Origin of the sequence: Streptomyces stelliscabiei (assembly GCF_014873495.1) — a bacterium.
GTDB classification, from domain to species: domain Bacteria; phylum Actinomycetota; class Actinomycetes; order Streptomycetales; family Streptomycetaceae; genus Streptomyces; species Streptomyces bottropensis.
The window spans coordinates 7,507,832-7,531,091 of record NZ_JADBGF010000001.1; the positions used below are offsets into that span (position 1 = coordinate 7,507,832).

13 protein-coding genes are annotated in these 23,260 nt (G+C 72.0%); 11 read left to right on the plus strand and 2 right to left on the minus strand.

Annotated elements, in window-relative coordinates:
* Nucleotides 1–291: 291 nt before the first annotated feature.
* The 3 genes from H4687_RS33405 to H4687_RS33415 all read left to right on the plus strand — a co-directional run bounded on the left by H4687_RS33405 (nucleotide 292) and on the right by H4687_RS33415 (nucleotide 5,906).
* Nucleotides 292–2,421: an ATP-binding protein gene (locus tag H4687_RS33405; protein WP_078907348.1), complete on the plus strand. Its 2,130-nt coding sequence runs from the start codon at nucleotides 292–294 to the stop codon at nucleotides 2,419–2,421.
* Nucleotides 2,422–2,556: 135 nt separating this feature from the next.
* On the plus strand, nucleotides 2,557–4,179 hold the full coding sequence (locus H4687_RS33410) for a PucR family transcriptional regulator (RefSeq protein WP_046914037.1): 1,623 nt from the start codon (nucleotides 2,557–2,559) through the stop codon (nucleotides 4,177–4,179).
* A gap of 275 nt (nucleotides 4,180–4,454) precedes the next feature.
* Nucleotides 4,455–5,906 (plus strand): aldehyde dehydrogenase family protein, encoded by a 1,452-nt coding sequence (locus H4687_RS33415; RefSeq protein ID WP_046919341.1) that lies wholly within the window; start codon nucleotides 4,455–4,457, stop codon nucleotides 5,904–5,906.
* A 158-nt stretch (nucleotides 5,907–6,064) separates the two neighbouring features.
* On the opposite strand, the gene H4687_RS33420 is transcribed toward H4687_RS33415, so the two are convergent.
* Nucleotides 6,065–8,917, minus strand: a complete 2,853-nt coding sequence (locus tag H4687_RS33420) for a glycoside hydrolase family 3 C-terminal domain-containing protein (RefSeq protein ID WP_046919340.1) — start codon at nucleotides 8,915–8,917, stop codon at nucleotides 6,065–6,067.
* A gap of 377 nt (nucleotides 8,918–9,294) precedes the next feature.
* On the opposite strand from H4687_RS33420, the gene H4687_RS33425 reads away from it, so the two are divergent.
* The 6 genes from H4687_RS33425 (at nucleotide 9,295) to H4687_RS33450 (ending at nucleotide 18,351) form a co-directional block, all read left to right on the plus strand.
* Entirely contained in the window at nucleotides 9,295–10,980 is a 1,686-nt protein-coding gene (locus H4687_RS33425; RefSeq protein WP_046919339.1) for an extracellular solute-binding protein, read from the plus strand.
* Nucleotides 10,981–11,006: 26 nt separating this feature from the next.
* Nucleotides 11,007–12,047 (plus strand): ABC transporter permease, encoded by a 1,041-nt coding sequence (locus H4687_RS33430; RefSeq protein WP_046919338.1) that lies wholly within the window; start codon nucleotides 11,007–11,009, stop codon nucleotides 12,045–12,047.
* Nucleotides 12,044–13,015, plus strand: coding sequence for a carbohydrate ABC transporter permease (locus H4687_RS33435; protein ID WP_046919337.1), 972 nt, complete (start codon nucleotides 12,044–12,046; stop codon nucleotides 13,013–13,015). Before H4687_RS33430 ends, H4687_RS33435 begins: the two co-directional genes overlap by 4 nt.
* Nucleotides 13,016–13,260: 245 nt before the next feature.
* The gene (locus H4687_RS33440; RefSeq protein ID WP_192781746.1) at nucleotides 13,261–15,483 is read left to right on the plus strand and encodes a sialidase/neuraminidase family protein; all 2,223 of its coding nucleotides are present in this window, start codon (nucleotides 13,261–13,263) and stop codon (nucleotides 15,481–15,483) included.
* Nucleotides 15,483–17,474: a beta-galactosidase gene (locus H4687_RS33445; RefSeq protein ID WP_046913145.1), complete on the plus strand. Its 1,992-nt coding sequence runs from the start codon at nucleotides 15,483–15,485 to the stop codon at nucleotides 17,472–17,474. The genes H4687_RS33440 and H4687_RS33445 overlap by 1 nt, the downstream gene beginning before the upstream one ends.
* A gap of 130 nt (nucleotides 17,475–17,604) precedes the next feature.
* Nucleotides 17,605–18,351: a glycoside hydrolase family 12 protein gene (locus H4687_RS33450; RefSeq protein WP_046913144.1), complete on the plus strand. Its 747-nt coding sequence runs from the start codon at nucleotides 17,605–17,607 to the stop codon at nucleotides 18,349–18,351.
* Between the two features lie 76 nt (nucleotides 18,352–18,427).
* Here the strand turns inward: H4687_RS33450 and H4687_RS33455 are convergent, their stop codons facing one another.
* Nucleotides 18,428–20,662 (minus strand): alpha-galactosidase, encoded by a 2,235-nt coding sequence (locus H4687_RS33455; RefSeq protein ID WP_046913143.1) that lies wholly within the window; start codon nucleotides 20,660–20,662, stop codon nucleotides 18,428–18,430.
* A gap of 105 nt (nucleotides 20,663–20,767) precedes the next feature.
* Here H4687_RS33455 and H4687_RS33460 point away from each other — a divergent pair, with 105 nt between their 5' ends.
* Both H4687_RS33460 and H4687_RS33465 read left to right on the plus strand, forming a co-directional pair.
* Nucleotides 20,768–21,808, plus strand: coding sequence for a LacI family DNA-binding transcriptional regulator (locus H4687_RS33460; protein WP_046913142.1), 1,041 nt, complete (start codon nucleotides 20,768–20,770; stop codon nucleotides 21,806–21,808).
* A 96-nt stretch (nucleotides 21,809–21,904) separates the two neighbouring features.
* The gene (locus H4687_RS33465) at nucleotides 21,905–23,236 is read left to right on the plus strand and encodes an ABC transporter substrate-binding protein (protein WP_046913141.1); all 1,332 of its coding nucleotides are present in this window, start codon (nucleotides 21,905–21,907) and stop codon (nucleotides 23,234–23,236) included.
* The last annotated feature ends 24 nt before the right edge of the window (nucleotides 23,237–23,260 follow it).

The following is a 23,260-nucleotide window of genomic DNA, read 5'->3' on the forward strand; positions in this document are numbered from 1 at the left end:
GGGCGGGTCGGCGCGCGCGTCGACCGGTGACGGTGTTTTCTCGGACGCTTGCCTTCTTTTCTCGCAGGCTAGGGCGAGGGGCGGGGGGTGGGCATGCTCCATGTGGGCGTTGTCGAGGATTCGTCTTGTCCGCGTTGGACAGAGAGCAACAGGGGCGCGGGTGTGCGTCCGACCGCGTAATACGGTGAGCACGGCGGGACACCCGGCCGCGTAAGCGGTGAACTCCCCTTGCGGGAGCGTTAGATTGACTCGCTGATGGTGGACGGAACGGCTGGTCAGGGGGCAGGCGCGATGGACAGCGACGGAACGCGGGACGCGCGAGGGACACATGCGAACCCCGTGCCGCGTCCGGCGGGGTCGCCGGAGATGCCCGCGGCACCTCCGCTGCCACCCCGGCCCGCGGGGGTTCCCGGGGCGCCGCCCAGGCCGGACGGCAACGCCTTCCTGTCCTGGCTGCGGACACCGCGACCCGACGCGGCCCCCGGCGTGTGGCGGTTCGGGCACCGGCCCCGCCCGGAGGAGGAGCCCGAGACCGTCCCCGCCCGGCAGCTGCTCGGGGGCGCCCTGATCGCCTTCCTCGTCGGCTGGCTGATCTGGTCCCTGCTCTGGAACGGCTACCTCGGCGGCTGGTGGCTGGTGCCGCTCTTCGCGATGATCCCGGACTCCTGGGCGCCGGCCCACTCGTACTCCGCCGTGGTCATCAGCTATGTCTGGTACACCGTCGTCGGCCTGGCGATCCTGGTCGGTGTCGGACGGCTCGGCCGCTGGGGCGAGGTCTGGCGCCGGTACGGAGCACCGCGTTTCCGGCAGCCCCGGACCCGACAGGTGGTACCGCCGCCCGAGGACGACCCCGCCCAGTGGAACCAGCTCCGGGAGGCCGGGGCCGTCGACGCTGCCGAGCGGCTGGTCGTGGAGGGGGCGGCCGGGCTCATGCGGGATGTGGATCATGCGCGGATCATGCGGGCGTGGCAGGGCGTGCGGAGCGGGCGGTACAGTCTGGCGACGTTCACCGGGGCGGTGCTGAAGGACGGCGCGGCGGCGTGTCTGCACCCGTCCGGGGAGCGGGACCTGCCCGCCCGGCTCGCCCGGCACGACCTGGTCACCGGTCAGGTCCGCCTGGGCGGCACCGTCGACGACCCACGCAACCCCTACGCCTACCGGGGCACGGGCCTCGCCCTGGGCCCCGACCTGCTCGGCACGTCCCTGCTGGCCGTCGGACCCGCCGGATCGGGCAAGACCGGCAGCGTGGTCTGGCCCGTCGCCGAGTCGCTGTGTCTGCACGCGCTCGCCGGGCGGGCCGCGGTGGTGGTCGTGGGGGCGGCGGGAGCGGGCCTCGGTCCGGCCGACGCGTACGACGTCGTGGTGCGCATCGGGAACCCGGAGTCCGTCTACGACCTCGACCTCTACGGGGGGACCACGGACCCCGACGAGGCCGCGGCCGTCCTCGCGGAGGCGCTCGTCGGCGACCTGGCCGACCCGCACCCCGGCGGCGACAGCCGGCGCTCCACCACCGTCCTCGCCCAGCTGCTCGGCCCGTACCGGGCGGTGCACGGGCGGTTCCCCTCGGTGCCGCAGCTGCGGCAGCTGCTCGACGGCTCACCCGGCCCGCTGGGCGAGCTGCGCGAGGCCCTCCAGGCCGCCGGACAGGAGTCCCTGCTGCGGGAGCTGGACGCGCGGGAACGCCAGCTCGGGCACCCCGGGGACGTCGGTTCCGTCCTCGCCGACCGGGTCGCCCTCCTCGACCGGCCCGCCTTCGCCACGTTCTTCGACACCTCCGGCCAGTCCCGGCCCTTCTCCCTGCGCGCCCTCGACCACCCGGTACGGGTCCGTATCGACCTCCCCGAGCGCGGCCACTCCGACGCCTCCCGCATCCTGGCGCGGCTGGTGCTCGCGCAGTTCACCGCGAGCGTCGCCGTCCGGGAGGACCGGTCGCTGTTCGCCTGCCTCGTGCTCGACGACGCGACCGGGGTCGTCACGCCGGAGGCCGTACGCGGCATCCAGCGGCTGCGCTCGACCAACGCGGGCACGGTCCTCACCCTCCGCACCCTCGACGACGTGCCCCGGCCGCTGCGCGGGCCGCTCCTCGGCGCCACCGGCTGCCGGATGGCGCTGTCCGGGCTCACCCCCTGGGACGGGCAGGACTTCGCCGAGGTCTGGGGCAAGGAGTGGACCGAGGCGCGGGACGTCACCGACCGGCAGATCATCGCCGACTCCCCGGCGGGCAAGGCCTGGCACGCGCTGCGCCGGATGATCACCGGCCACGCGCCGACCGCGCGGGCCGTGACCGTACGCCAGGTCGAACGGGAGCGCTGGTCCGCCTCCGAACTGGCCCACGGCGTGCCGCCGGGCCACGCGGTGCTGTCGCTGACGACCGTGCGGGGCGAGCACGCGCCGCCGCTGCTGGTGGATCTGCGGGGCTGAACGACGGGCCGCGGCGCCGTTCGGTTCCAGCCGATCGGTGTGCGGTGCGGGGGGCTCCGGACCGTACGGTGAGGCAGAATCGGGGCAGGCCGTTCATACGCGGCGGCCAAAAGCCCCCGTCGACGTGAAGGTCCCATGCCCCCCACGCTCGCCTCGCTCGTCCATCACTCCACGCTCAAGCTGACCGTGCGGGCGGGCGAGGACCGCCTGGACGTACCGGTGCGCTGGGCGCACGCCAGTGAGCTGGCCGACCCCGTGCCGTACATGGAGGGCGGGGAGCTGCTGCTGATCACCGCGCTGAAGCTGGACGCGGAGGACCAGGAGGCGATGCGGCGCTATGTACGGCGGCTGGTGGGCGCCGGGGTCGTCGGGCTCGGCTTCGCCGTCGGGGTGCACTACGAGGAGATCCCCGAGGCGCTCGTCGTGGCGGCCGAGGGGGAGGGGCTGCCTCTGCTCGAAGTGCCCCGGCGTACGCCCTTCCTCGCCATCAGCAAGGCCGTATCGGCCGCCATCGCCGCCGAGCAGTACCGGGCGGTCACGGCGGGGTTCGCCGCCCAGCGGGAACTCACCCGGCAGGCGTTGACCGACGGCCCCGAAGGGCTGCTCGGCGCGCTCGCCGGGCAGGTCGACGGGTGGGCCGCCCTGTACGACGCCTCCGGCGCGGTCGTCGCGGTGGCGCCCGAGTGGGCGGAGCGGCGGGCCGGCCGGCTCACCACCGACGTCGAACGGCTCCGCGACCGGCCCGCGCCGGCCAGCGCGGTCGTCGGCGGCGAGGACCGCGTCGAACTGCACTCCCTCGGCAGCGGGCGCCGGGCCCGTGCCGCCCTCGCCGTCGGGACGGCGGCGGCCCTCGGCACGGCCGAGCGGTACGCGGTCCACTCCGCGATCGCCCTGCTGACCCTCACCACGGAGCGGTCGCGTCCGCTGCATGCCGCAGAGCAGCGGATCAGCGCGGCGGTGCTGCGGATGCTGCTGGCCGGTGAGTGCGACCATGCGCGCGCCGTCGCCGGGGATCTGTACGGGGGGCTGCTGGACGCGCCCTTCCGGCTGATCCTCGCGGAGTCCGCCTCGTCGTCATTCGCCACCGGCCCGGGGGGTGATCTGCTCGGACAGCTCGTCGAGGTCGTGGAGGCGGCCGCCGCGCGGGCCGGGGAGGCGGTGCTCGTCGTGCCCGACGGGGAGCGGCTGGTGGTGCTCGCCGTGGACGGGGGTGCGGCGGTGGCCGCGTGCGGGGCGTTCGCGGTGGAGCTGGAGACGGCGCGGGCGGCGGGGCGGGAACCGGTGTCCGGGGGCGGCTCCGTCCCTGTCCTCGTTTCCGCCGAGGAGGAGGAACTCGTCGTCGGGCTGTCCGCGCCCGCCGGGCCGATCGCGGCCGCCGCCGCGTACAAGCAGGCCGAGCAGGCGCTGTCCGTGGCCCGCAGGCGGGGGCGCTGTCTCGTCGAGCACGAGGAGCTGGCGGCGGGGTCCGTGTTGCCGTTGCTGGGTGACGATGCGGTGCGGGCGTTCGCGGACAGTCTGCTGCGGCCGCTTCGTGAGCACGACGCGACCGGGCGGGGGGATCTTGTCGCTTCGCTGCGGGCGTGGTTGTCGCGGCATGGGCAGTGGGATGCGGCTGCCGCGGATCTGGGGGTGCACCGGCATACGTTGCGCTATCGGATGCGGCGGGTGGAGGAGATCGTGGGGCGGTCGCTCGATGATCCCGATGTGCGGATGGAGTTGTGGCTGGCGTTGAAGGCGACCGCTGCCGCGGGGGAGTGAGGCGTACTTTTCCGCCCCCGCCGCCCCTACCCGTCCCTTCCCAGGGGCTGCGCCCCTTCGACCCCCGGCCGCGGGTCCGGTGGGGGCTTCTCGCGCAGTTCCCCGCGCCCCTGCTTTGCAGGGGCGCGGGGACACCCCACCCTGCCCCCACCCCTCCAATCCGGCGCACCCCTCAGCTGTAGTCATACGTGCCGGACAAGCGCCCCCTCGCCGTCCCGGCTCTACCGTGGAGCCGGAAGACGACATGTGTACCCACCGAAGGGCCGGGAACGACTATGACCGCCACTACCGCCTTCTGGCTCGCCGGCCGTCGGGCCACCGGTGAGACCACGTTCGATGTGACGTCGCCCTGGGACGGCCGCCTGGTCGCAGCGGTGAGCGTGCCGACGGACGAGCAGGTCGAAGAGGCCGTGGCCGCCGCGTACGCCGTACGGGACGAGTTCGCGGCGACGCCCGCGCACGTGCGGGCCGCCGTGCTCGACCACGTCAGCAGGAGTCTCGTCGAGCGGACCGAGGAGATCGCGCAGCTGATCTCCGCCGAGAACGGCAAGCCGATCAAGTGGGCGCGCGGCGAGGTCGGCCGTGCGGTCTCGGTGTTCCGGTTCGCGGCCGAGGAGGCCCGGCGGTTCAACGGCGGCGAGGCGCAGCGGCTCGACACCGACCTGGGCGGACAGGGCCGCCTCGCCCTCACGCGCCGCTTCCCCAAGGGCGTCGTCCTCGGGATCGCGCCCTTCAACTTCCCGCTCAACCTCTGCGCCCACAAGATCGCCCCGGCGATCGCGGCCGGTGTGCCGATCATCCTGAAGCCCGCCCCGGCGACGCCCCTGTCCGGGCTGATCATCGGTGAGCTGCTCGCGGACGCGGCGACCGCGCTGCCCGCCGGTTCCTGGAGCATCCTGCCGGTCGCGAACGACCGTATGCCCGCCCTCGTCCAGGACGAGCGGCTGCCCGTGATCTCCTTCACCGGGTCCGAGAAGGTCGGCTACGCGATCATGGACTCGGCGCCGCGCAAGTACTGCACCCTGGAGCTGGGCGGCAACGGCGCGGCGGTCGTGCTCGCCGACTACGCGAGCGACGAGGACCTCGACTGGGCCGCCGGCCGCATCGCGACCTTCTCGAACTACCAGGGCGGCCAGTCCTGCATCTCCGTGCAGCGGGTGATCGCGGACGCCTCCGTGTACGACCGGCTGCTGCCGAGGATCGTCGCCGCGGTCGAGGCGCAGGTGACCGGCGACCCGTCCGACGGCGCGACCGACGTGGGGCCGCTGGTCAGCGAGGACGCCGCCAAGCGGGTCGAGGCATGGGTGCGGGAGGCGGTCGACGCCGGCGCCACGCTGCTCACCGGCGGCAAGCGCGACGGCGCCTCGTACGCGCCGACCGTCCTCACCGACGTGCCCGCCGACGTGAGCGTCTCCTGCGAGGAGGTCTTCGGGCCCGTCCTCACCGTACGGAAGGCGGAGGGGGAGGCCGCGGCCTTCGCCGCCGTCAACGACTCCAAGTACGGCCTCCAGGCGGGCGTCTTCACCCACGACCTGCAGACCGCCTTCCGCGCCCACCGGACCCTGGAGGTCGGCGGCGTGGTCATCGGTGACGTGCCGTCCTACCGCGCCGACCAGATGCCCTACGGCGGGGTGAAGCAGTCCGGTGTCGGGCGGGAGGGTGTGCGCTTCGCCATGGACGACTACACCTACGAGCGGGTGATGGTGCTGACGGGGCTCCAGCTCTGAGCGCCGTCGGACCGACCGCCGGCCCACAATCCCCGACCGACCCCTAGCTTGTGACAATCATTTTCATGTAGTCTCGGGTCAGATCCCGGGATGAAGGGGCCCGGCACCGATGCCTTCCGGTGCCGGGCCCCTTCTGTGTGCCGGCTCGCTCCGGACCCTCAACCGGAGAAGCCGACGTGCGCCAGCCTCAGTGGGCCGCGCAGCACCAGGCGGACGTCGTGCGTCCCGGCCGTCGAGACGCCGGCGCGCAGGGTCCTGTACGCGTACGGCCCCGCGGTGGGCGGGTCGAGCGTCAGGGTGGTCAGTACCGGGCCGCCCACGAGCGAGACCTCGACGCTTCCCGCCCCCGCCGCCTCCACCGTGATCTCGGTGACGCCCGCCCCGAAGTCGCAGGCGCGGTAGAGCAGTTCACCGGGGCCGTCGTCGGCCGGTGTCACCGCGTCGCCGGACACCTTCGTGCGGTCGACGATCTCCGTGCCCCGCTCTTCGTCGAAGTCCGCCGCGCCCAGGCCGTGGGTCACGACCGGGCGCGGGGCGACCGGTGCGCCGTCGACGGTGACGGTCGTACGCAGGCGGATGTCCTCGCTGGACGTGCCCGCCAGCAGTTCGTAGGCGCCCGGCTCCAGGTGCCAGGCGCCGTGGGCCACGTCCCAGAACTCCAGTACGGAGAGCGGGAGTCGGAAGGTCAGCTCCGTCGAGGCGCCGGGGGCGAGCGTGATCCGGCGGTGGCCGGCCAGCTCGCGGCGCGGGCGCGGGACCGACGGGCTCTCGGCACGCACGTAGAGCTGGGCGACCTCGTCGGCGGTCACCGTGCCCGTGTTGGTGACGGTGAAGGAGACCGTCAGATCGCCGTCGCCCAGCTGGGCGGTCAGGTTTCCGTACGCGAACTCCGCGTAGGACAGGCCGTGGCCGAACGGGAACAACGGGGTGCCCTCGAAGTAGAGGTACGTCTGGCGGGCGCCGATCACGTCGTAGTCGAGGAGGCCGGGCAGGTCGGCGTCGGCCGCGTACCAGGTCTGCGGGAGGCGGCCCGCGGGGGAGACGTCACCGGCGAGGACGCGCGCCAGGGCGGTGCCCGCGGCCTGGCCGCCGTGCGCGGTCCACAGGACGGCGGGCAGGTCGGCGGGGTCGACGGCGTAGGGGTAGGCCGAGACCAGGACCAGCGCCGTGTTCGGGTTGGCGGCGCGGGCCGCGCCCAGCAGCCGTTCCTGGTGGGCGGGGAGGGCGAGGGTCGTACGGTCCTCGGTCTCGCGGCCGTTGATGTGCGGGTCGTTGCCCGCGACCACGAGGACGACGTCGGCCTCGGCCGCCACCCGTGCGACGGCGGCCTCGCCGCGCTCGGTCACGACCAGGTCGAAGATTTCCGGATTGCCGTCGGCAACCTTTACTCCGTCGGCGCCGACAGTGACGTACCGGCCGGTTCCCAGGTGCTTGAGGAGGTGCCCCTTCCCGTGGGGTTCGCAGGGCTCCAGGCGGAACGTCTCCTGGACGATCCAGCCGCCCGGCTGGTCGGCGGAGGCGCGCAGGAAGCAGTCGTCGGCGACCGAGAGATAGCGGCCGTCCGGCGCGCGCAGCGTGAGCACGTCCTCGCCCCAGTCGACGAGGGCCAGTTCGGTGCCGTCCGGGTCGGTGGTGAGCGGCGACAGATCGGTACGGCCGGCCAGGAGCGCCGGATCGAGCGCCCCCTGTGCGCCGCGCACCTCGTCGACGGCCTCGGGCGCCTCGGGGACGAACACGAACGCGCCGGTGGACTGCGCCCGCAGGCGCACCCGGTCCACGCCCTCCGCGAACGTCACGCGCTCGGCGCCGAAGCGGTCGTACAGGCCTTCGAGCGGGGTCGAGCGGTGCAGGAGGGTGCCGCTGTACCAGTCGAGCTTGCACTCGTCGGCGAGCAGACCGACGACGGCGATACGGGTGTCGGCGGCGAGGGGGAGCAGGCCGCCCTCGTTCTTCAGCAGGACCACCGCCCCTTCCGCGGCCTCCTGGGCGAGGGCGCGGTGGGCCGGGGTGTCGAAGTCCTTGACGTCGGCGTACGGGTCGCGGCCGGCGTCGAACTCGCCCAGGCGGAAGCGGACCGAGAGCTGCCGGCGGACCGCCTCGTCGATGTCGGCCGCGGTCAGCAGGGAGCGGGCCAGGGCGCCCCGGACGCGGTCGGTCATCGTCGAACCGTCCGTGCCGTGGTCGGTGAAGCTGTCGACCCCGGCGCGCAGCGAGGCGGCCGTCGCCTCCTCGTGGGTGTCGAAGTAGTGCTCGGAGTCGACCAGGTTCGTCGGCGCCCCCGCGTCCGAGCAGACCAGCAGGGGCTCGTCGGTCCAGGTCCGCAGGTGCTCCGCCAGGTGCGGCGAGACGTGGTTGGGGCGGCCGTTGACCAGGTTGTACGCGGGCATGACGCCGGCCACCGCGCCCGCCTCGACGGTCTCGCGGAAGGCGCGCAGGTCGTACTCGTGCAGCACGCGGGGGCGGACCGAGGACGAGGTGGTGGAGCGGTCGGTCTCGTTGTTGTGCGCCAGCCAGTGCTTGAGGACCGGGGCCGTGCGCCAGTACGTGGGGTGGTCGCCGCGCAGGCCGCGGGTGTACGCGGTCGCGATCGCCGAGGTCAGCCGTGGGTCCTCGGAGTACCCCTCCTCGTTGCGGCCCCACAGGGGGTGGCGCAGCAGATTGACCGTCGGGGACCAGACGTTGAGGCCGACGCGGTCGTCGCGCGCCCGCATCGCGCGCACCTCGGTGGACACGGCCTCGCCCACCCGGCGCACGAGGTCCTCGTTCCAGGTCGCACCGAGGCCGACGGCCTGCGGGAACACCGTCGCGGGACCCATCCACGCCACCCCGTGCAGCGCCTCCTGGCCGGTGCGGAAGGCGGCCACCCCGAGACGGTCGACGGCGGGCGTGAACTGGTGCAGGAACGCGATCCTCTCGTCCGGGGTGAGCCGCTGGAGCAGGTCGTCGATGCGCTTCGCGAGCGGCAACTGCGGATCGCGGAAAGGTGGCGTGGGGGTCGTCTCTGCGGTCACGTGGGGATCCCTTTGCGGTGGAGCGACGAGGCTCTTTCGAAGCGCTTCGATGCTCATTCGACGATGGGGTGGGTGTCAAGAGACCAAGGCGCAACAGATCCGTTTCCGCACCGTCATACAGGCCGGGAGAGCGAAGGTCGGAAGGGGCCGCTCCAGTCCTTCGCACCTCTGAGGAATCTGCGAATCGACCCTTGTGCACCCCCGGTCGTTCACTTAACCTCGCAGCAACATCGAAGCGCTTCGACTGCGGAGGGAACCGCTTCGCATGCTCACCTCCCTCCGATGATCATCGCTTCTGCACAGCCAGTTCTGTTGAAGACACCGCAGCCGACGGCCACCGCCGGGTGTCCTGGTGTGCGCCATGAAGGGTTGACGCAATGACGCCGAACTCCGCCACCTCCGCCGCGCCCGGCCGGAGAAGCTTTCTCGCCTCCACGGCGGTCGCCGCCGCCGTAGTGGCGGGGGGCGTGCCGCTGCTGTCCGCCTGCGGCGGCTCGCAGGAAGGCCGCAAGGAGGGCGCGACGTCGGGCAAGGACGCCAAGAAGATCCTTCCGACGTTCATCGCCTCGAACGTCGTGGCGCCCGACATCCCGTCGAAGAACGGCTCGGCGGCCGGCTTCACCAAGGCGATCCCCACGGCCGACCTGAAGACCTCGGTCCCGAAGAAGCTGGGCAGCGGCGGCGGACTGAAGGTCATGGCGCCGTTCTGGGGGACGCCGCCGAAGGGCGACAACCCGTACTACACGGCGATGAACGAGGCTGTGGGCGTCCAGGTGACCTGGCAGAACCAGGACGGCGTCACCTACGACCAGAAGCTCGGCGCGGTCCTCGCCTCCAGCGACATCCCCGACGTGGTCGTCGTCCCCGGCTGGAACCTGATGGGCAAGATACCGAGCGCCATCAACGCCAAGTTCGCCGACCTCGGCCCGTATCTCTCCGGCGACAAGGTCAAGGCGTACCCGAACCTCGCGGCCGTGCCCAGCGAGGCCTGGCAGCGCGGCATCTTCGGCGGCCAGCTGCGCGCGGTCCCGATGCCGGCCTCGTACGTCACGGACATCGCGCCCATGTACCGCCGGGACATCTTCGACAAGAAGGGCTACACCGTCCCCACCAGCCCCGACGAGTTCCTGTCCTGGGCGAAGGAGGCCACCGACGCCAAGTCGAAGGTGTGGGCCTGCGACGACATGAAGTGGTCGGCGTTCAACTTCTACGGTGTCTTCCCCGGCAGCGACAAGGCGCTGTGGTGGAACACGGTCGACGGCAAGCTGGTCAACCGCGTCGAGACCGAGGAGTACCTCGAAGCCCTGGAATGGGTCCGCAAGCTCTACGCGGCCCGTGTCGTCCATCCGGACGCGGTCTCCGGCAAGGCGGGCGGCAACTCCCGGAACCGGTTCACCGCCGGTGAGTCGCTGGTCTTCAACGACAACATCTCCGCCTGGTGGGGCTCGGTCTCCGAACAGGCCACCCAGAAGAGCGACTTCGACATGGCCGCGTTCGACATCTTCGGCCCCGACGGCGGTGACCCCACCCTGTGGGCGGTGCAGCCCGCCAACATCTTCACCTTCGTCAGCAAGAAGGCGTCCGCGCAGCAGATCAAGGACTTCCTGGCCCTCTGCAACTACTGCGCCGCGCCCTACGGCACCAAGGAGTTCATGCTCACCTCCTACGGCGTCGAGGGCACGGACTACGACACGAAGAAGGGCCTGCCGGTCAAGTCCACGACGGGCGTCAACGAGGTCAACGGCGCCTACGACTACACCGGCAACCCCGCCCCGTACGTCGCCTACCCCGACTTCCCCGAGGTCACCAAGGGCATCGTCGAGTGGCAGCAGCGCATGGGCGCCTTCACCAAGAAGACCTCCTTCTTCGGGCTGACCGTCACCGAGCCCAACCGCTGGGCCAACCTCGCCGACAACTTCGAGCAGTTGGAGGACGACGTCGTGCGCGGGCGCAAGAAGATCAGTGACGTCCAGCAGGCGGTGTCCGACTGGAAGAGCAAGGGCGGCGACGACCTGCGGGACTGGTACAAGAAGCTGCTCGACGACACCGGTTCGGCGAACTGACCCGGGGCCGAGGCGAGGAGAAGGCCGTGTCCCACAGCACGGTGCCCCGGCCGAGGGCCGAGGCGAAGACTCCCGGGACGGCCCCCGTGGCGTCCGACGACGCCCCGGGGCCCCCGCCCCGGAACGACGGGCGCGCGGGCAGGCCGAGCCTGCGCCTGAGATTCCGGCGCGACCGCACCCTGATCCTGATGACGCTGCCGGCGGTCCTGCTGATCCTGGTCTTCAACTACATACCGATCCTCGGCAACGTGGTCGCCTTCCAGGACTACGACCCCTACCTCAGCGAGAACGGCTTCGTCGCCATCTTCCAGAGCCCCTGGGTCGGCTTCGAGCAGTTCGAACGGATCTTCGCCGACTCGGACTTCTGGCACGCGGTGCAGAACACGTTCGTGCTGTTCTTCCTCCAGCTCGTCCTCTTCTTCCCCATCCCGATCCTGCTCGCGCTGCTCATCAACAGCATCGTCAGACCCCGGATCCGGGCGGTCGCCCAGGCGGTCATGTACCTCCCGCACTTCTTCTCCTGGGTCCTCGTCGTCACCGTGTTCATGCAGATCTTCGGCGGGGCGGGCGTCATCGCCCAGACCCTGCGCCAGCACGGCGTCGAGGGCTTCGACCTGATGACCAACCCGGAGACCTTCAAGTACCTGGTCACGGTCGAGATGATCTGGAAGGACGCCGGCTGGGGCATCATCGTCTTCCTCGCCGCGCTCTCCTCCGTCTCCCACGACCTCTACGAGGCCGCCGCGATGGACGGCGCCGGCCGCTGGCGGCGCATGTGGCACATCACCCTGCCCGCCCTGCGCCCGGTGATCGCCCTGCTGCTGGTGCTGCGCGTCGGCGACGCCCTGACCGTCGGCTTCGAGCAACTACTGCTCCAACGGCAGGCGGTGGGCGTCGAGGCCTCCGATGTCCTCGACACCTATGTGTGGTGGAACGGCATCCGCAACCAGGACTTCAGCTACGCCGCCGCGGCGGGACTCATCAAGGGCGTGGTCGGCCTCGCACTGGTCCTGACCGCCAACAAGGTCGCCCATCTCATGGGCGAGCAGGGGGTGTACAAGAAATGAGCGCGCTCCTCGACAAAGCGGGTGAGGCGGGCGGGACCGCCGCCCGGCGGCCGGCACCGGGCGGGCCGAGCCGCTGGGCCGCACCGCCCCGCCCGGTCTGGGAGGAGGAACCCGCCAAGGCGGGACTCGCGGGCAAGGGCATCGCCCTGGGCCTCGCCTGCTTCGCGATCCTCTTCCCTCTGTGGATCGTCGTCGTCACCAGCCTCCAGACGAAGAAGACCATCGACGAGGCGGGCGGTCTCGTCGTCATCCCCGAGGGCATCACCTTCGTCGCCTACCGGGAACTCCTCGGCGGCGGCCAGGTCCAGACGGCCGCCCTGGTCAGCGTGGGCGTCACGGTCGTCGGCACCCTGTTCAGCATGACCGTCTCGGTCCTGTGCGCCTACGGCCTGTCCCGCGTCGGCTCACTGGCCCACCGCTGGATCCTGATGACCCTGCTCGCCACGATGTTCTTCGGCGCGGGCCTCATCCCGACCTACCTGCTGGTCCAGGCCCTCGGCCTCACGGACACCTATCTCGCTCTGATCCTCCCCAGCGCGGTGAGCGTCTTCAACATCCTGGTCCTGCGCTCGTTCTTCATGGGCATCTCGCCGGAACTCATCGACAGCGCCCGCATCGACGGCGCGGGGGACTGGCGCATCCTGTGGAAGATCGTGATGCCGCTGTCGAGGGCGGTCCTCGCGGTCATCGCCCTCTTCTACGCGGTGGGCTACTGGAGCGCCTGGTTCAACGCCTCCATCTACCTCACCGACCAGGACATGATGCCGCTGCAGAACGTCATGATCCAGCTCGTCCAGAAACAGGAACGCCCGGTCGGCCTCTCCGCCCAGATCAACACCGGCCAGCTCTCCCCGCTCGCGATCCAGATGGCGGTCATGGTCATGGCCCTGCTCCCCGTCGCCGTCCTCTCCCCCTTCGTCCAGAAGCACTTCAAGAAGGGGATGCTCACGGGTGCGATCAAGGGCTGACCGGGGCGCCCGTGAACTCGGGGGTGCGGGTTCGTCGGCGGCTGCGGGTGCTTCGTGGCTGGTCGCGCAGTTCCCCGCGCCCCTTGAAGGGCTGCGCCCCTCAGCCCCCGGGAGCGGCCGGCGCTTTTGAGGGGCGCGGGGAACTGCGCGAGCAACCACACACCACCCGCAGCCGCCGACGCACCGACCCCCCCCGAGCCACAAGGCGCCCACCCCGTACCCCTCCCCGCAAAACGAGGTATGCCATGCGCACCCCCCACCCCAGCCGCCGCACCGTACTCGCCGCGACCTCCGCCACCGCCGCGCTCACCACCCTCCCCGCACTCGCCACCCCGGCCCACGCCACCGACGCGAAAAGCGGCCCGACCGCCGGACGCTACCGCTGGCGCACCGCCGTCATCGGCGGCACCGGCTTCGTCACCGGCGTCCTGTTCCACCCGACCGCGCGCGGACGCTCCTACGCCCGCACCGACATCGGCGGCGCCTACCGCTGGGACGACCACAAGGCCCGCTGGACCCCGCTGACCGACCACCTCGGCTGGGACGACTGGAACCTCCTCGGTGTGGAGGCCATCGCCGTCGACCCCGCCCACCCGAACCGCCTCTACCTCGCCCTCGGCACCTACACCCAGTCCTGGGCCGGCTACGGCGCGATCCTCCGCTCCGACGACCGCGGCGCCACCTGGGCCCGTACCGACCTCACCGTCCGGCTCGGTGCCAACGAGGACGGCCGGGGCACGGGCGAGCGCCTGCTCGTCGACCCCCGCGACAGCGACACCCTGTGGCTGGGCACCCGGCACGACGGTCTGCTCAGGTCGACCGACCGGGGCGCCACCTGGGCGACGGCGACCGGCTTCCCGGCGACCCCCAGCGCCTCCGGCCAGGGCGTCACCCTGCTCGTCGCCGCCGGACGCACCGTCTACGCCGGCTGGGGCGACGGCGACGGCACCACCGCCAACCTCTACCGGACCGGCGACGGCACCACCTGGGAAGCCGTCCCCGGCCACCCCACCGGCGCCTCCGCCAAGGTCCCGATCCGTGCCGCGTACGACAGCCACTCCCGCGAGCTGTACGTGACGTACGCCGACGCACCCGGCCCCAACGGCCAGTCCGACGGCAGTGTGCACAAGCTCCGCACCACCACCGGCAGATGGACCGACGTGACCCCGGTGCGGCCGGGCGGCACCACGAGCGACGGCGGAACCGACTCCTTCGGCTACGGCGGGGTCGCCGTCGACGCCCGGCGCCCCGGCACGGTGGTCGTCTCGACCAACAACCGCTGGGCCGAGATCGACACCGTGTTCCGCTCCACCGACGGCGGCCGTACCTGGAGATCCCTCAAGGACTCCGCCGTCCTCGACGTGTCCGAGACCCCCTATCTCGCCTGGGGGGCCGACAAGCCGAAGTTCGGCTGGTGGATCCAGGCCCTCGCCCTCGACCCGTACGACTCGAAGCACCTCGTGTACGGCACCGGCGCGACGCTCTACGGCACCCGCGACCTGAAGCACTGGGCGCCGCGGATCCGGGGCCTGGAGGAGACGTCCGTACGCCAGCTGATCTCCCCGCCGACCGGCGAGGCGCACCTGATCAGCGGCCTCGGGGACATCGGCACGATGTACCACGAGCGGCTCACGGCGTCCCCCTCGCGCGGCATGGCGTCCAATCCCGTGTTCGGGACGGCGACGGGACTCGCGCAGGCCGCCGCCAAGCCCTCGTACGTGGTCCGCACCGGCTGGGGCGACCACGGCAACGGCGCCTTTTCCCGCGACGGCGGGCGGACCTGGGCGCCGTTCGCGGCCCAGCCCGCCCTCGCCAAGGACGCGCCGGGCCCGATCGCCACCAACACCGACGGCACCGCGCTGCTGTGGTCGTTCGTGCACTGGGACGGCACGAAGTACCCCGCCCACCGCTCCGCCGACAACGGCGCGACCTGGACCGAGGTTCCCTCCTTCCCGAAGGGCGCCACACCGGTCGCCGACCCGGCCGACCCGGCCCTCTTCTACGCGTACGACACCGACGCGGGAACGCTGTACGCCAGCACCGACAGCGGCCGCTCGTTCGTGGCGCGCGCGAGCGGACTGCCGGGCGGGGACAGCCAGTTCGAGCTGGTCGCGGCCCCCGGACGCACCGGTGACCTGTGGCTGAGCCTGAAGGGGAACGGGCTCTACCGCTCCACCGACGGCGGGGTGACCTTCTCGAAGGTCGACAGCTGCCGGGCCGCGTACACCCTCGGCTTCGGCAAGGCCGCCGAGGGCGCCCGTTACCCGGCGGTCTACCTGGTCGGCACGACGGAGACCGTCACCGCCGTCCACCGCTCCGACGACGGCGCGAGGACCTGGACCCGTATCAACGACGACGCCCACCAGTGGGGCTGGACCGGCGAGGTCGTCATCGGCGACCCGCGCGTGTACGGCCGTGTGTACCTGGCGACGAACGGGCGCGGCATCCAGTACGGGGACCCGGTCTGATGCCCGGGGCGACACGGCCGTCCCTCGCCCACGCCACGCGCGGACGGGTCCTCTTCGGCGGCGACTACAACCCCGAGCAGTGGCCCGAGGAGACGTGGCACGAGGACGTCCGCCTCATGCGGGAGGCCGGCGTCACTACCGTCACCCTCGGCGTCTTCTCCTGGGCGAAGCTCGAACCGCGCCCGGGAGCACGGGAGTTCGGCTGGCTGGACACGCTGATGGACCTGATGCACGCGAACGGCATCGGCGTCGTCCTGGCCACCCCCACCTCCTCCCCGCCGCCGTGGATGGGCCGCCTGCACCCCGAGACCCTCCCGCGCGACGAGAACGGCCAGGTCGAGTGGTGGGGGTCCCGCCAGCACTTCTCCCACTCCAGCGCCACCTACCGCCGCTACGCCGCCGCCATCACCGAGGACCTCGCCGCCCGCTACGGCGGCCACCCGGCCCTCACCCTGTGGCACATCAACAACGAGTACTGCACCTACGACTGGGGCGACGAGGCGGCGGCCACCTTCCGCGACTGGCTCCGGCGCAGGTACGGCACCCTCGACGCGCTCAACCGGGCCTGGGGCACGGCCTTCTGGAGCCAGGGCTACGACGGCTGGCACGAGATCATCCCGCCGCGCCGCGCCCACTACCTGCGCAACCCCACGCACGTGCTCGACTTCAGACGCTTCACGAGCGACATGCTCCTGGAGTGCTACGCCATCGAGCGCGACATCGTCCGACGGCACACCCCGCACATCCCGGTCACCACCAACTTCATGCCGATGTGGACGGGCCAGGACGCCTGGCGGTGGGCCGAGGAGGAGGACGTCGTCTCGGTCGACATCTACCCGGACCCGCGCGACCCGCTCGGCGCACAGCACGGGGCGCTGGTGCAGGACATGACGCGCTCCCAGGCGGGCGGCGGCCCGTGGATGCTCATGGAACAGGCGGCCGGCCCGGTCAACTGGCGCGGTGTCAACCACCCCAAGCCGCGCGGCCTGAACCGCCTGTGGTCCCTCCAGGCCGTCGCCCGGGGCGCCGACGCCGTCTGCTACTTCCAGTGGCGGCAGTCCCGGCAGGGCGCGGAGAAGTTCCACTCCGGCATGGTCGGCCACGCGGGCTCGCGGGGGCGCACCTTCCAGGAGGTCAAGCGGCTCGGGGCCGAGCTGGCGGCCGTGGGACCGGCGGTGGCGGGGCAGCCCCTGCACACCGAGGTGGCGATGCTGTTCGACTGGCACTCCTGGTGGGCGGGCGACCATGACGGCCGGCTGTCGTCCGAGGTCGACCTGGCCCAGGTCGTACGGTCCTGGCACCGCGCCCTGTGGGAGTCGAACCTCACCACCGCCTTCGCCCACCCCGAGCACGACCTCTCCGCGTACCGGCTGGTCGTCGTACCGCAGCTCTATCTGCTCACTGACCCGGCCGTCGAGAACCTCCTCGCCTACGTACGGGGCGGCGGCACCCTCGTCAGCGGCTTCCTGACCGGCGTCGCCGACGAGGACGACCGCGTCCGCCCCGGCGGCATGGACGCGCGGCTCCGCGACCTCTTCGGCATCCGCACCCTGCACGAATGGTGGCCGCTGGACGCCGGGGAGGACGTCGAGTGCGAGGGCCCGCGCGGGGTGTTCCGCGGCACGCTGTGGTCCGAGGAGATCGAGGCGGCGGACGCGGACGAGGTCGTCGCCTACAAGGGCGGTGAACTCGACGGGCTCCCGGCGGTGTTGCGCAGGGGACGCGCCTGGTACGTCTCCACACTGCCCGAACCCGCGGAGCTGCGCGGCCTGTTGGCGCGGGTCGCGGCCGACGCCGGAGTACGGCCGGTGCTGGACGGGCTGCCCGACGGGGTCGAGGCGGTCCGGCGCGGCGATGTGCTGTTCGTGCTCAACCACGGCCGTGACACGGTCACCGTCGAGGTGCCGGGCACCCCTCGCGACCTGCTCACGGGCGCGACCGTGAGCGGCACGCTGTCGCTCGCCCGGTACGGCGTGGCGGTGCTGAGGTAACCCCGACTTCCTCCGGCGCCGAAACGTGCGTGGCGATCGGCCTCGTCGCCGGAGAAGACCGCGTCCTCACCCCGGGGTCGCGGTAGCTCCCCCCGCAGTTCCCCCCACCCATGGAAGGAACCGACACCCCATGGCAACACGCACCCGCACTCGTACCCGCACCCTGGGCCGGATCGGCAAGGTCCTGCTGGCCCCCGCCCTCGCCCTCGGTGCCACCGTCGGCCTCGCCTCCGCCCCCGCCTCGGCCGCCGTCTGGAACTCCTGCGACCAGTGGGGCAACACGAGCCTCAACGGCTACACCCTCTACAACAACATCTGGGGCTCCGGCGCCGGCAGCCAGTGCGTCTGGGCCAACTCCGGTACCAACTGGGGGGTCTGGGCCGACCACCCCAACACCGGAGGCATCAAGTCCTACCCCAACTCCAAGAAGGTGATCAACAAGTCGATCACCTCGCTCGGCTCGCTCAACAGCAGCTACAACGTCACGGTCCCGTCCTCGGGCGCGTACAACACCTCGTACGACGTCTGGGACACGGACCACGACTACGAGATCATGCTCTGGGTCAACTACAACGGCGCCGTCGGTGCCCTCGGCAGCTTCCAGCAGAGCGTGACGGTCGGCGGCCACAGCTGGAACGTCTACAAGGGCCGGGCCTACCGGTCCGACGGCACGTACTGGGACGTCATCTCGTTCCTGCGCACCTCGGACTCGAATTCCGGCACCGTCCAGATCCTCCCCGTCCTGAAGTGGATCAAGGACACCAAGGGCTGGATGGGCAACGAGACCATCGGCGACGTGCAGTTCGGTTTCGAGGTCACCTCGTCCTCCGGCGGCCTGAACTTCACCACCAACAACCTGACGGTCAGCAGCAGTTGACGCCTGTCCCGTCAGTGATCCGCAGATGAGACCGGGCCGGTGCCGTACCCCCACGCGGCACCGGCCCGGGTCCGTCCTACACCCGCGCCCCGCCCCGCGCCGTCAGCCGGAGCAGCAGCACCCCGGGGGCGCGCGGCACCGTCACCCGCAGGGCGCCGGCGCCCGGCTCCCAGACGGCCTTCGCCTGCGTCCGCGCGGTCGACGGGTGCAGGATCTCCACCCGGACCGGGGTGCCCGGCTCCGCCAGGTGCGCCACGGGCAGCCGCACCTCCTCCGCCCCGCCCCTGCGCCACACGGAGACGTACGCCGGTCCGCCTCGCTCGGGCGCCCGCAGTCCCAGCGCCAGCCACTCGTCCGTCCATCCCGGCAGACCGAGCGGCCAGAAGGGCACCGCGTGGGCCAGGTCCCCGCGGATCGCCTTGTACGTGTCCACCGCATCGCGCACGAGTCCGAGTTGATGTTCCGTCATGCGGTCGAGGTGACCCGACAGATGGATGCGGCCGAGGAGGGCGCCGCCCAGGGTGAAGGCGATCAGGGCGTCGTCGTGCTCGGGCTGTGGGTAGGCCCAGACGGCACCCTGTTCCGGTGGCACCGCCGTGGGCGCGGCGGCGGCGATCGGAGGGTAACGGAGGGGATCCTGCTGGTCGCTGGTGGACTGGAGCTGCGACACGGCCAGGGTGGCGCCGTCCATCCGCATTCCGCCGGAGGCGCAGTTCTCGACGACCAGGTGCGGGTAGCGGTCCAGCACGGCGGAGAGCCAGTCCAGGTAGGCCCGGGTGTGACCCAGGAGGCCGGCGCCGGGGGAGAGGTCGTCGGCGGCGGTGGTGCCGGGGTCGATCACGATGTTGTAGTCGAGCTTGAGGTAGCCCACGCCCCAGTCGCCGACCAGGCGGTCCACCGTCCTGTCGAGGTGCGCGCGGGCGGCCGGGTGGCGCAGGTCGAGCTGGTGACGGCCCTGCTCGGCCAGCCGCACCCCGTCCCGCTGGAAGAACGCCTCCGACGGCAGTTCGGCCGCGACCGGGCTGCGTACGCCGACGACCTCGGGCTCCAGCCACAGCCCGGGCACCATGCCGTGCCGGCGGATCCGGTCCAGGACGGCCCGGATGCCGCCGCCCGGGAAGCGGCGCGCCGACGGCAGCCACTCGCCCACGCCGTCCCACCAGCCGCCGTCCACCGAGTCGTCGTACCAGCCGGAGTCGATGCAGAAGTACTCCGCGCCCACACCCGCCGCCGCGTCGACCAGCGGCAGCAGCTTCGCGGTGGTGGGGTCCCCCATCAGGGTGTTCATGTAGTCGTTGAACACCACCGGCAGCGCCACGTGGTCCGCGTGCGGCCGCCGGACGGCCCGCCGGTACGAGGTCAGCGCACCCATGGCCTCGTCGAGCGCGGGGCCGGGCCCGGACCCGGTGTCCGCCCCGGCATCCACCCCCAGGGCCAGTGCCACCGGCACCGTGGTGAACTCCTCCCCCCGCCCCAGCCGCACCCGCCACTGGTGCTCGGCGTCGGTCGGGCCGTTCAGGGCGAGGTAGGTGCGGTGTGCGCGTTCCCCCAGGTCCCAGCGCCAGCCGGCCGGTGACTCCACCTGCCAGACCCATGCCCGGCCGCCGTCACCCCGTTCCGTGAGCGCCCCCATCGGCAGATGCCCGTCACTGGGCCAGCTGCCCCGCCCGGTGAGGGCGAGCGCCGCCCGGCTGTCGTGCTGATGGACGTCGACGCCGATGTCCGCGACGGTCGTCCGCAGCGGCTCGGCGTACCAACGGCACTCCGCCAGCCAGTCGTTGCGGGCGCGGTGCACGTCGAGAAGGTCGGGGGAGGGCAGCCCGCCGAGGAGGAGGCTGCTGACGGACTGGACGACCAGGGGCTCGGTGCCGTCGTTGCGGAGGCGTACCCGGGACCGGAGCACGGCGACCCCGGCGGGGGAGGACAGCTCGACGAACGCGGTCAACCCGCTCGCGGGATCGTGGAGTTCGATCGTCAGCCACTCCCAGCCACCGTCACCCTCACCCTCCCCACCGGAGCGGTGCCCCCGGTACGCCAGTCGCGCACCGAACGCCGTACCGGTGAAGCGCGGCCCGGACCACCCGCTGCCGTGGCCGAACGCGGTCAACTCGACCAAGGGGAGGGCGGCTTCGGCGTAGACGGTGTCACCGAAGGGACCGAGCCGGACCAGCCGCAACGTACCGTCGGCGGCCGTCGCGAACCTCGTCCCGATCGCCGGGTGACCCCAGGCGAAGCCCTCCCCGACGCCGTCGGCACCCCGCGAGCCGCCCGTCCGCCCGCTTCCGCCGAAGTCGTCCGCACCCGAGTCCACGTCGCTTCCTCTCCTCAGCCGTCACGTCGCCACTCGCCACGTACTCCGGCACGTTCTTTGTTACGTTCTCTTGACGACGCCTGTGTGACCGGTCACAATTCTGACATGAATGTGACCGGTCACACAAGCCGCCCGGCGAGCATCCGGGACGTCGCGACCGCCGCCGGAGTCTCGTACCAGACCGTCTCCCGGGTGATCAACAATCACCCCAGCGTCAAGCACACGACGCGCGAGAGGGTGCAGGCCGCCATCGACGAGCTGGGGTTCCGGCGCAACGCCACCGCACACGCGCTGGCCAGCGGGCGCACCCGGGCCGTGACCGTGCTGACCGCCAACACCACGCACTACGGCTATGCCTCGATCCTCCAGGGCATCGAGGAGGCGGCGCGGGCGGCGTCGTACGCGGTCGGGATCGGTGTGCTGGAGTCGGCGGACGAGGCCGCGGTCGCCGCCGAGGTGCAGCGGGCGGCGGACGCGGGCGGCGGCCTCGTCGTGATCGCCTACGATCCGGCCGGTGTGGCGGCCCTCGGCGCGGTCCCCGCCGCACTCCCGGTCGTCGGCGTCGTCGAGACCCCCGCGACCCCGCCCGGCGGCGACCGCCCCTGGGTGTGGACCGACGACCGCCAGGCCGCCTACGAGGCGACCCGTCACCTGCTCTCCCTCGGCCACGAGACGGTGCACTACGTCGCGATCCCCTCCAGCACCCGGCGGACCAGCGCGGCCCGCACCACCGGCTGGCGGCAGGCGCTCCAGGAGGCCGGGGCGCCGGAACCCCGTCCGCTGCAGGGGAGTTGGGGCCCGGCGGGCGGCCACGCGGCCGGGCTCGAACTGGCCGAGGACCCGGCGGTCACCGCGGTCCTGTGCGGCAACGACGACCTCGCGCTCGGTGTGCTGCGCGCGCTGCACGAGTCCGGGCGCTCCGTACCGGGCGAGGTGAGCGTCACCGGGTTCGACGACGCCCCGCACTCCGCCTATCTGACCCCGTCCCTGACGACCGTACGCCTGGACTTCACCGGCCTCGGGCGGGCCGCGTTCGCCCTGCTGCACGGAGTCCTGGAGGCGTCCGCGCAGATCGCCCCGCACCCGGTCTCCGTGCCGGAACTGGTGGTGCGGGAGAGCGTCGGCCCGCCGCCGGCCAAGCCCTGAACACCTCGGACCCACCTCCTCCCCCCCGGCCGCTCACCGCTGCTCCGCATCCTGCCCTGCCCTGCCCTGAACCCATCCGTTCTCGAAAGGCGCGCGATGAAGACAAGAGCTCTCCCCACGCTGGCCCTCATAGGCGCCCTCGGCCTGGCCGCCACCGCGTGCAGCGATCCCACGGCGGGGACCTCCGGCGCGGAGGAGGACACCGGGCGGACGGCCGTCGACCCGACCGCCCGGCTCGACGGCGTGAAACTGACGATGTGGACCGCGCAGAACACGGTCGACGCACCCCGGCAGGTCATCGACGCCTTCGAGAAGGCCACCGGCGCCGAGGTCGAGACCCAGCCGGTCCCGGACCCCTACGAGTCGAACGTGCCGACCAAGCTGGCCTCCGGCGACCGCCCCGACCTGATGTTCTGGCAGCCGTCCGTCTCCACGCTCCCCTTCGTCCAGCCGAGCCGGAACCTGCTCACCCTCGACGGCGAGCCCTGGGTCTCCAAGCTCGGCGACACCGAGAAGTCGCTCGGCGTCATCGACGGCAAGCGGTACGCGGCGATCGTCACCAGCCCCGCCATGCTCGGCGTCTACTACAACAAGGACGTCTTCCGGCAGGCCGGCATCGCCGAGAAGGACTTCCCGAAGTCGTACGACGACCTGCTCGCCCTCGGCCACCAGGTCGTCGACGACACGGACGCGGCCGCCTTCTACGAGGCCGGCGGCGACAAGTGGCCCCTCCAGTGGCAGATGCAGGTGCAGCTCACCGACCTCGACAAGCAGTGGTGGGCGGGCCTGAACGAGAACAAGGAGAAGTGGACCGACCCGGTCGTCGTCGGCGCGATCAAGAAGTACAAGGACAAGCTGCTGGACGCAGGGCTCGCCCAGAAGAACTACCGGACGGGCACCTTCACCGGGCAGGCCGACGCGCTGTGGAAGGGCGAGGCCGGCATGGTCCTCAACGTCACCTCCTTCCAGAGCCAGTTGCAGGCCAGGTACTCCACCGCGGACATCGACAAGAAGATCGGCTGGTTCCCGATCGCCAACTCGTCCGCCACCGGCCTGTACTCGCCCGACCAGACCAACGGTGTCGTCGCGTTCAGGACCGGTGACGAGAAGCGGCAGAACGCGGCCCGGCAGTTCCTCGCCTTCTGGCTCGGCCCCGACTACCCCGACTACATCAAGGCGATGAAGATCCCGTCCGTGCAGCCCTCCGTGCCCACCCCGGGCGGCCTCCCTGAGGCATCGAAGGCCCAGGTAGCGGCCCTGCCCACGGCCATCGGCGTCTTCCAGGCCAAGGCGATCGTCGCCCCGGACACCCACCTCTACCTCGCCGACATGCTCTTCGGGAAGAAGAGCCCGCGGCAGGTCGCCCAGGCCGTCCAGGACCAGTTCGCGCAGGTGGCCAAGGCCCAGGGCGCGCCCGGCTTCCCGTAGGGGAGAGGCAGGGCGAGGAGGAGA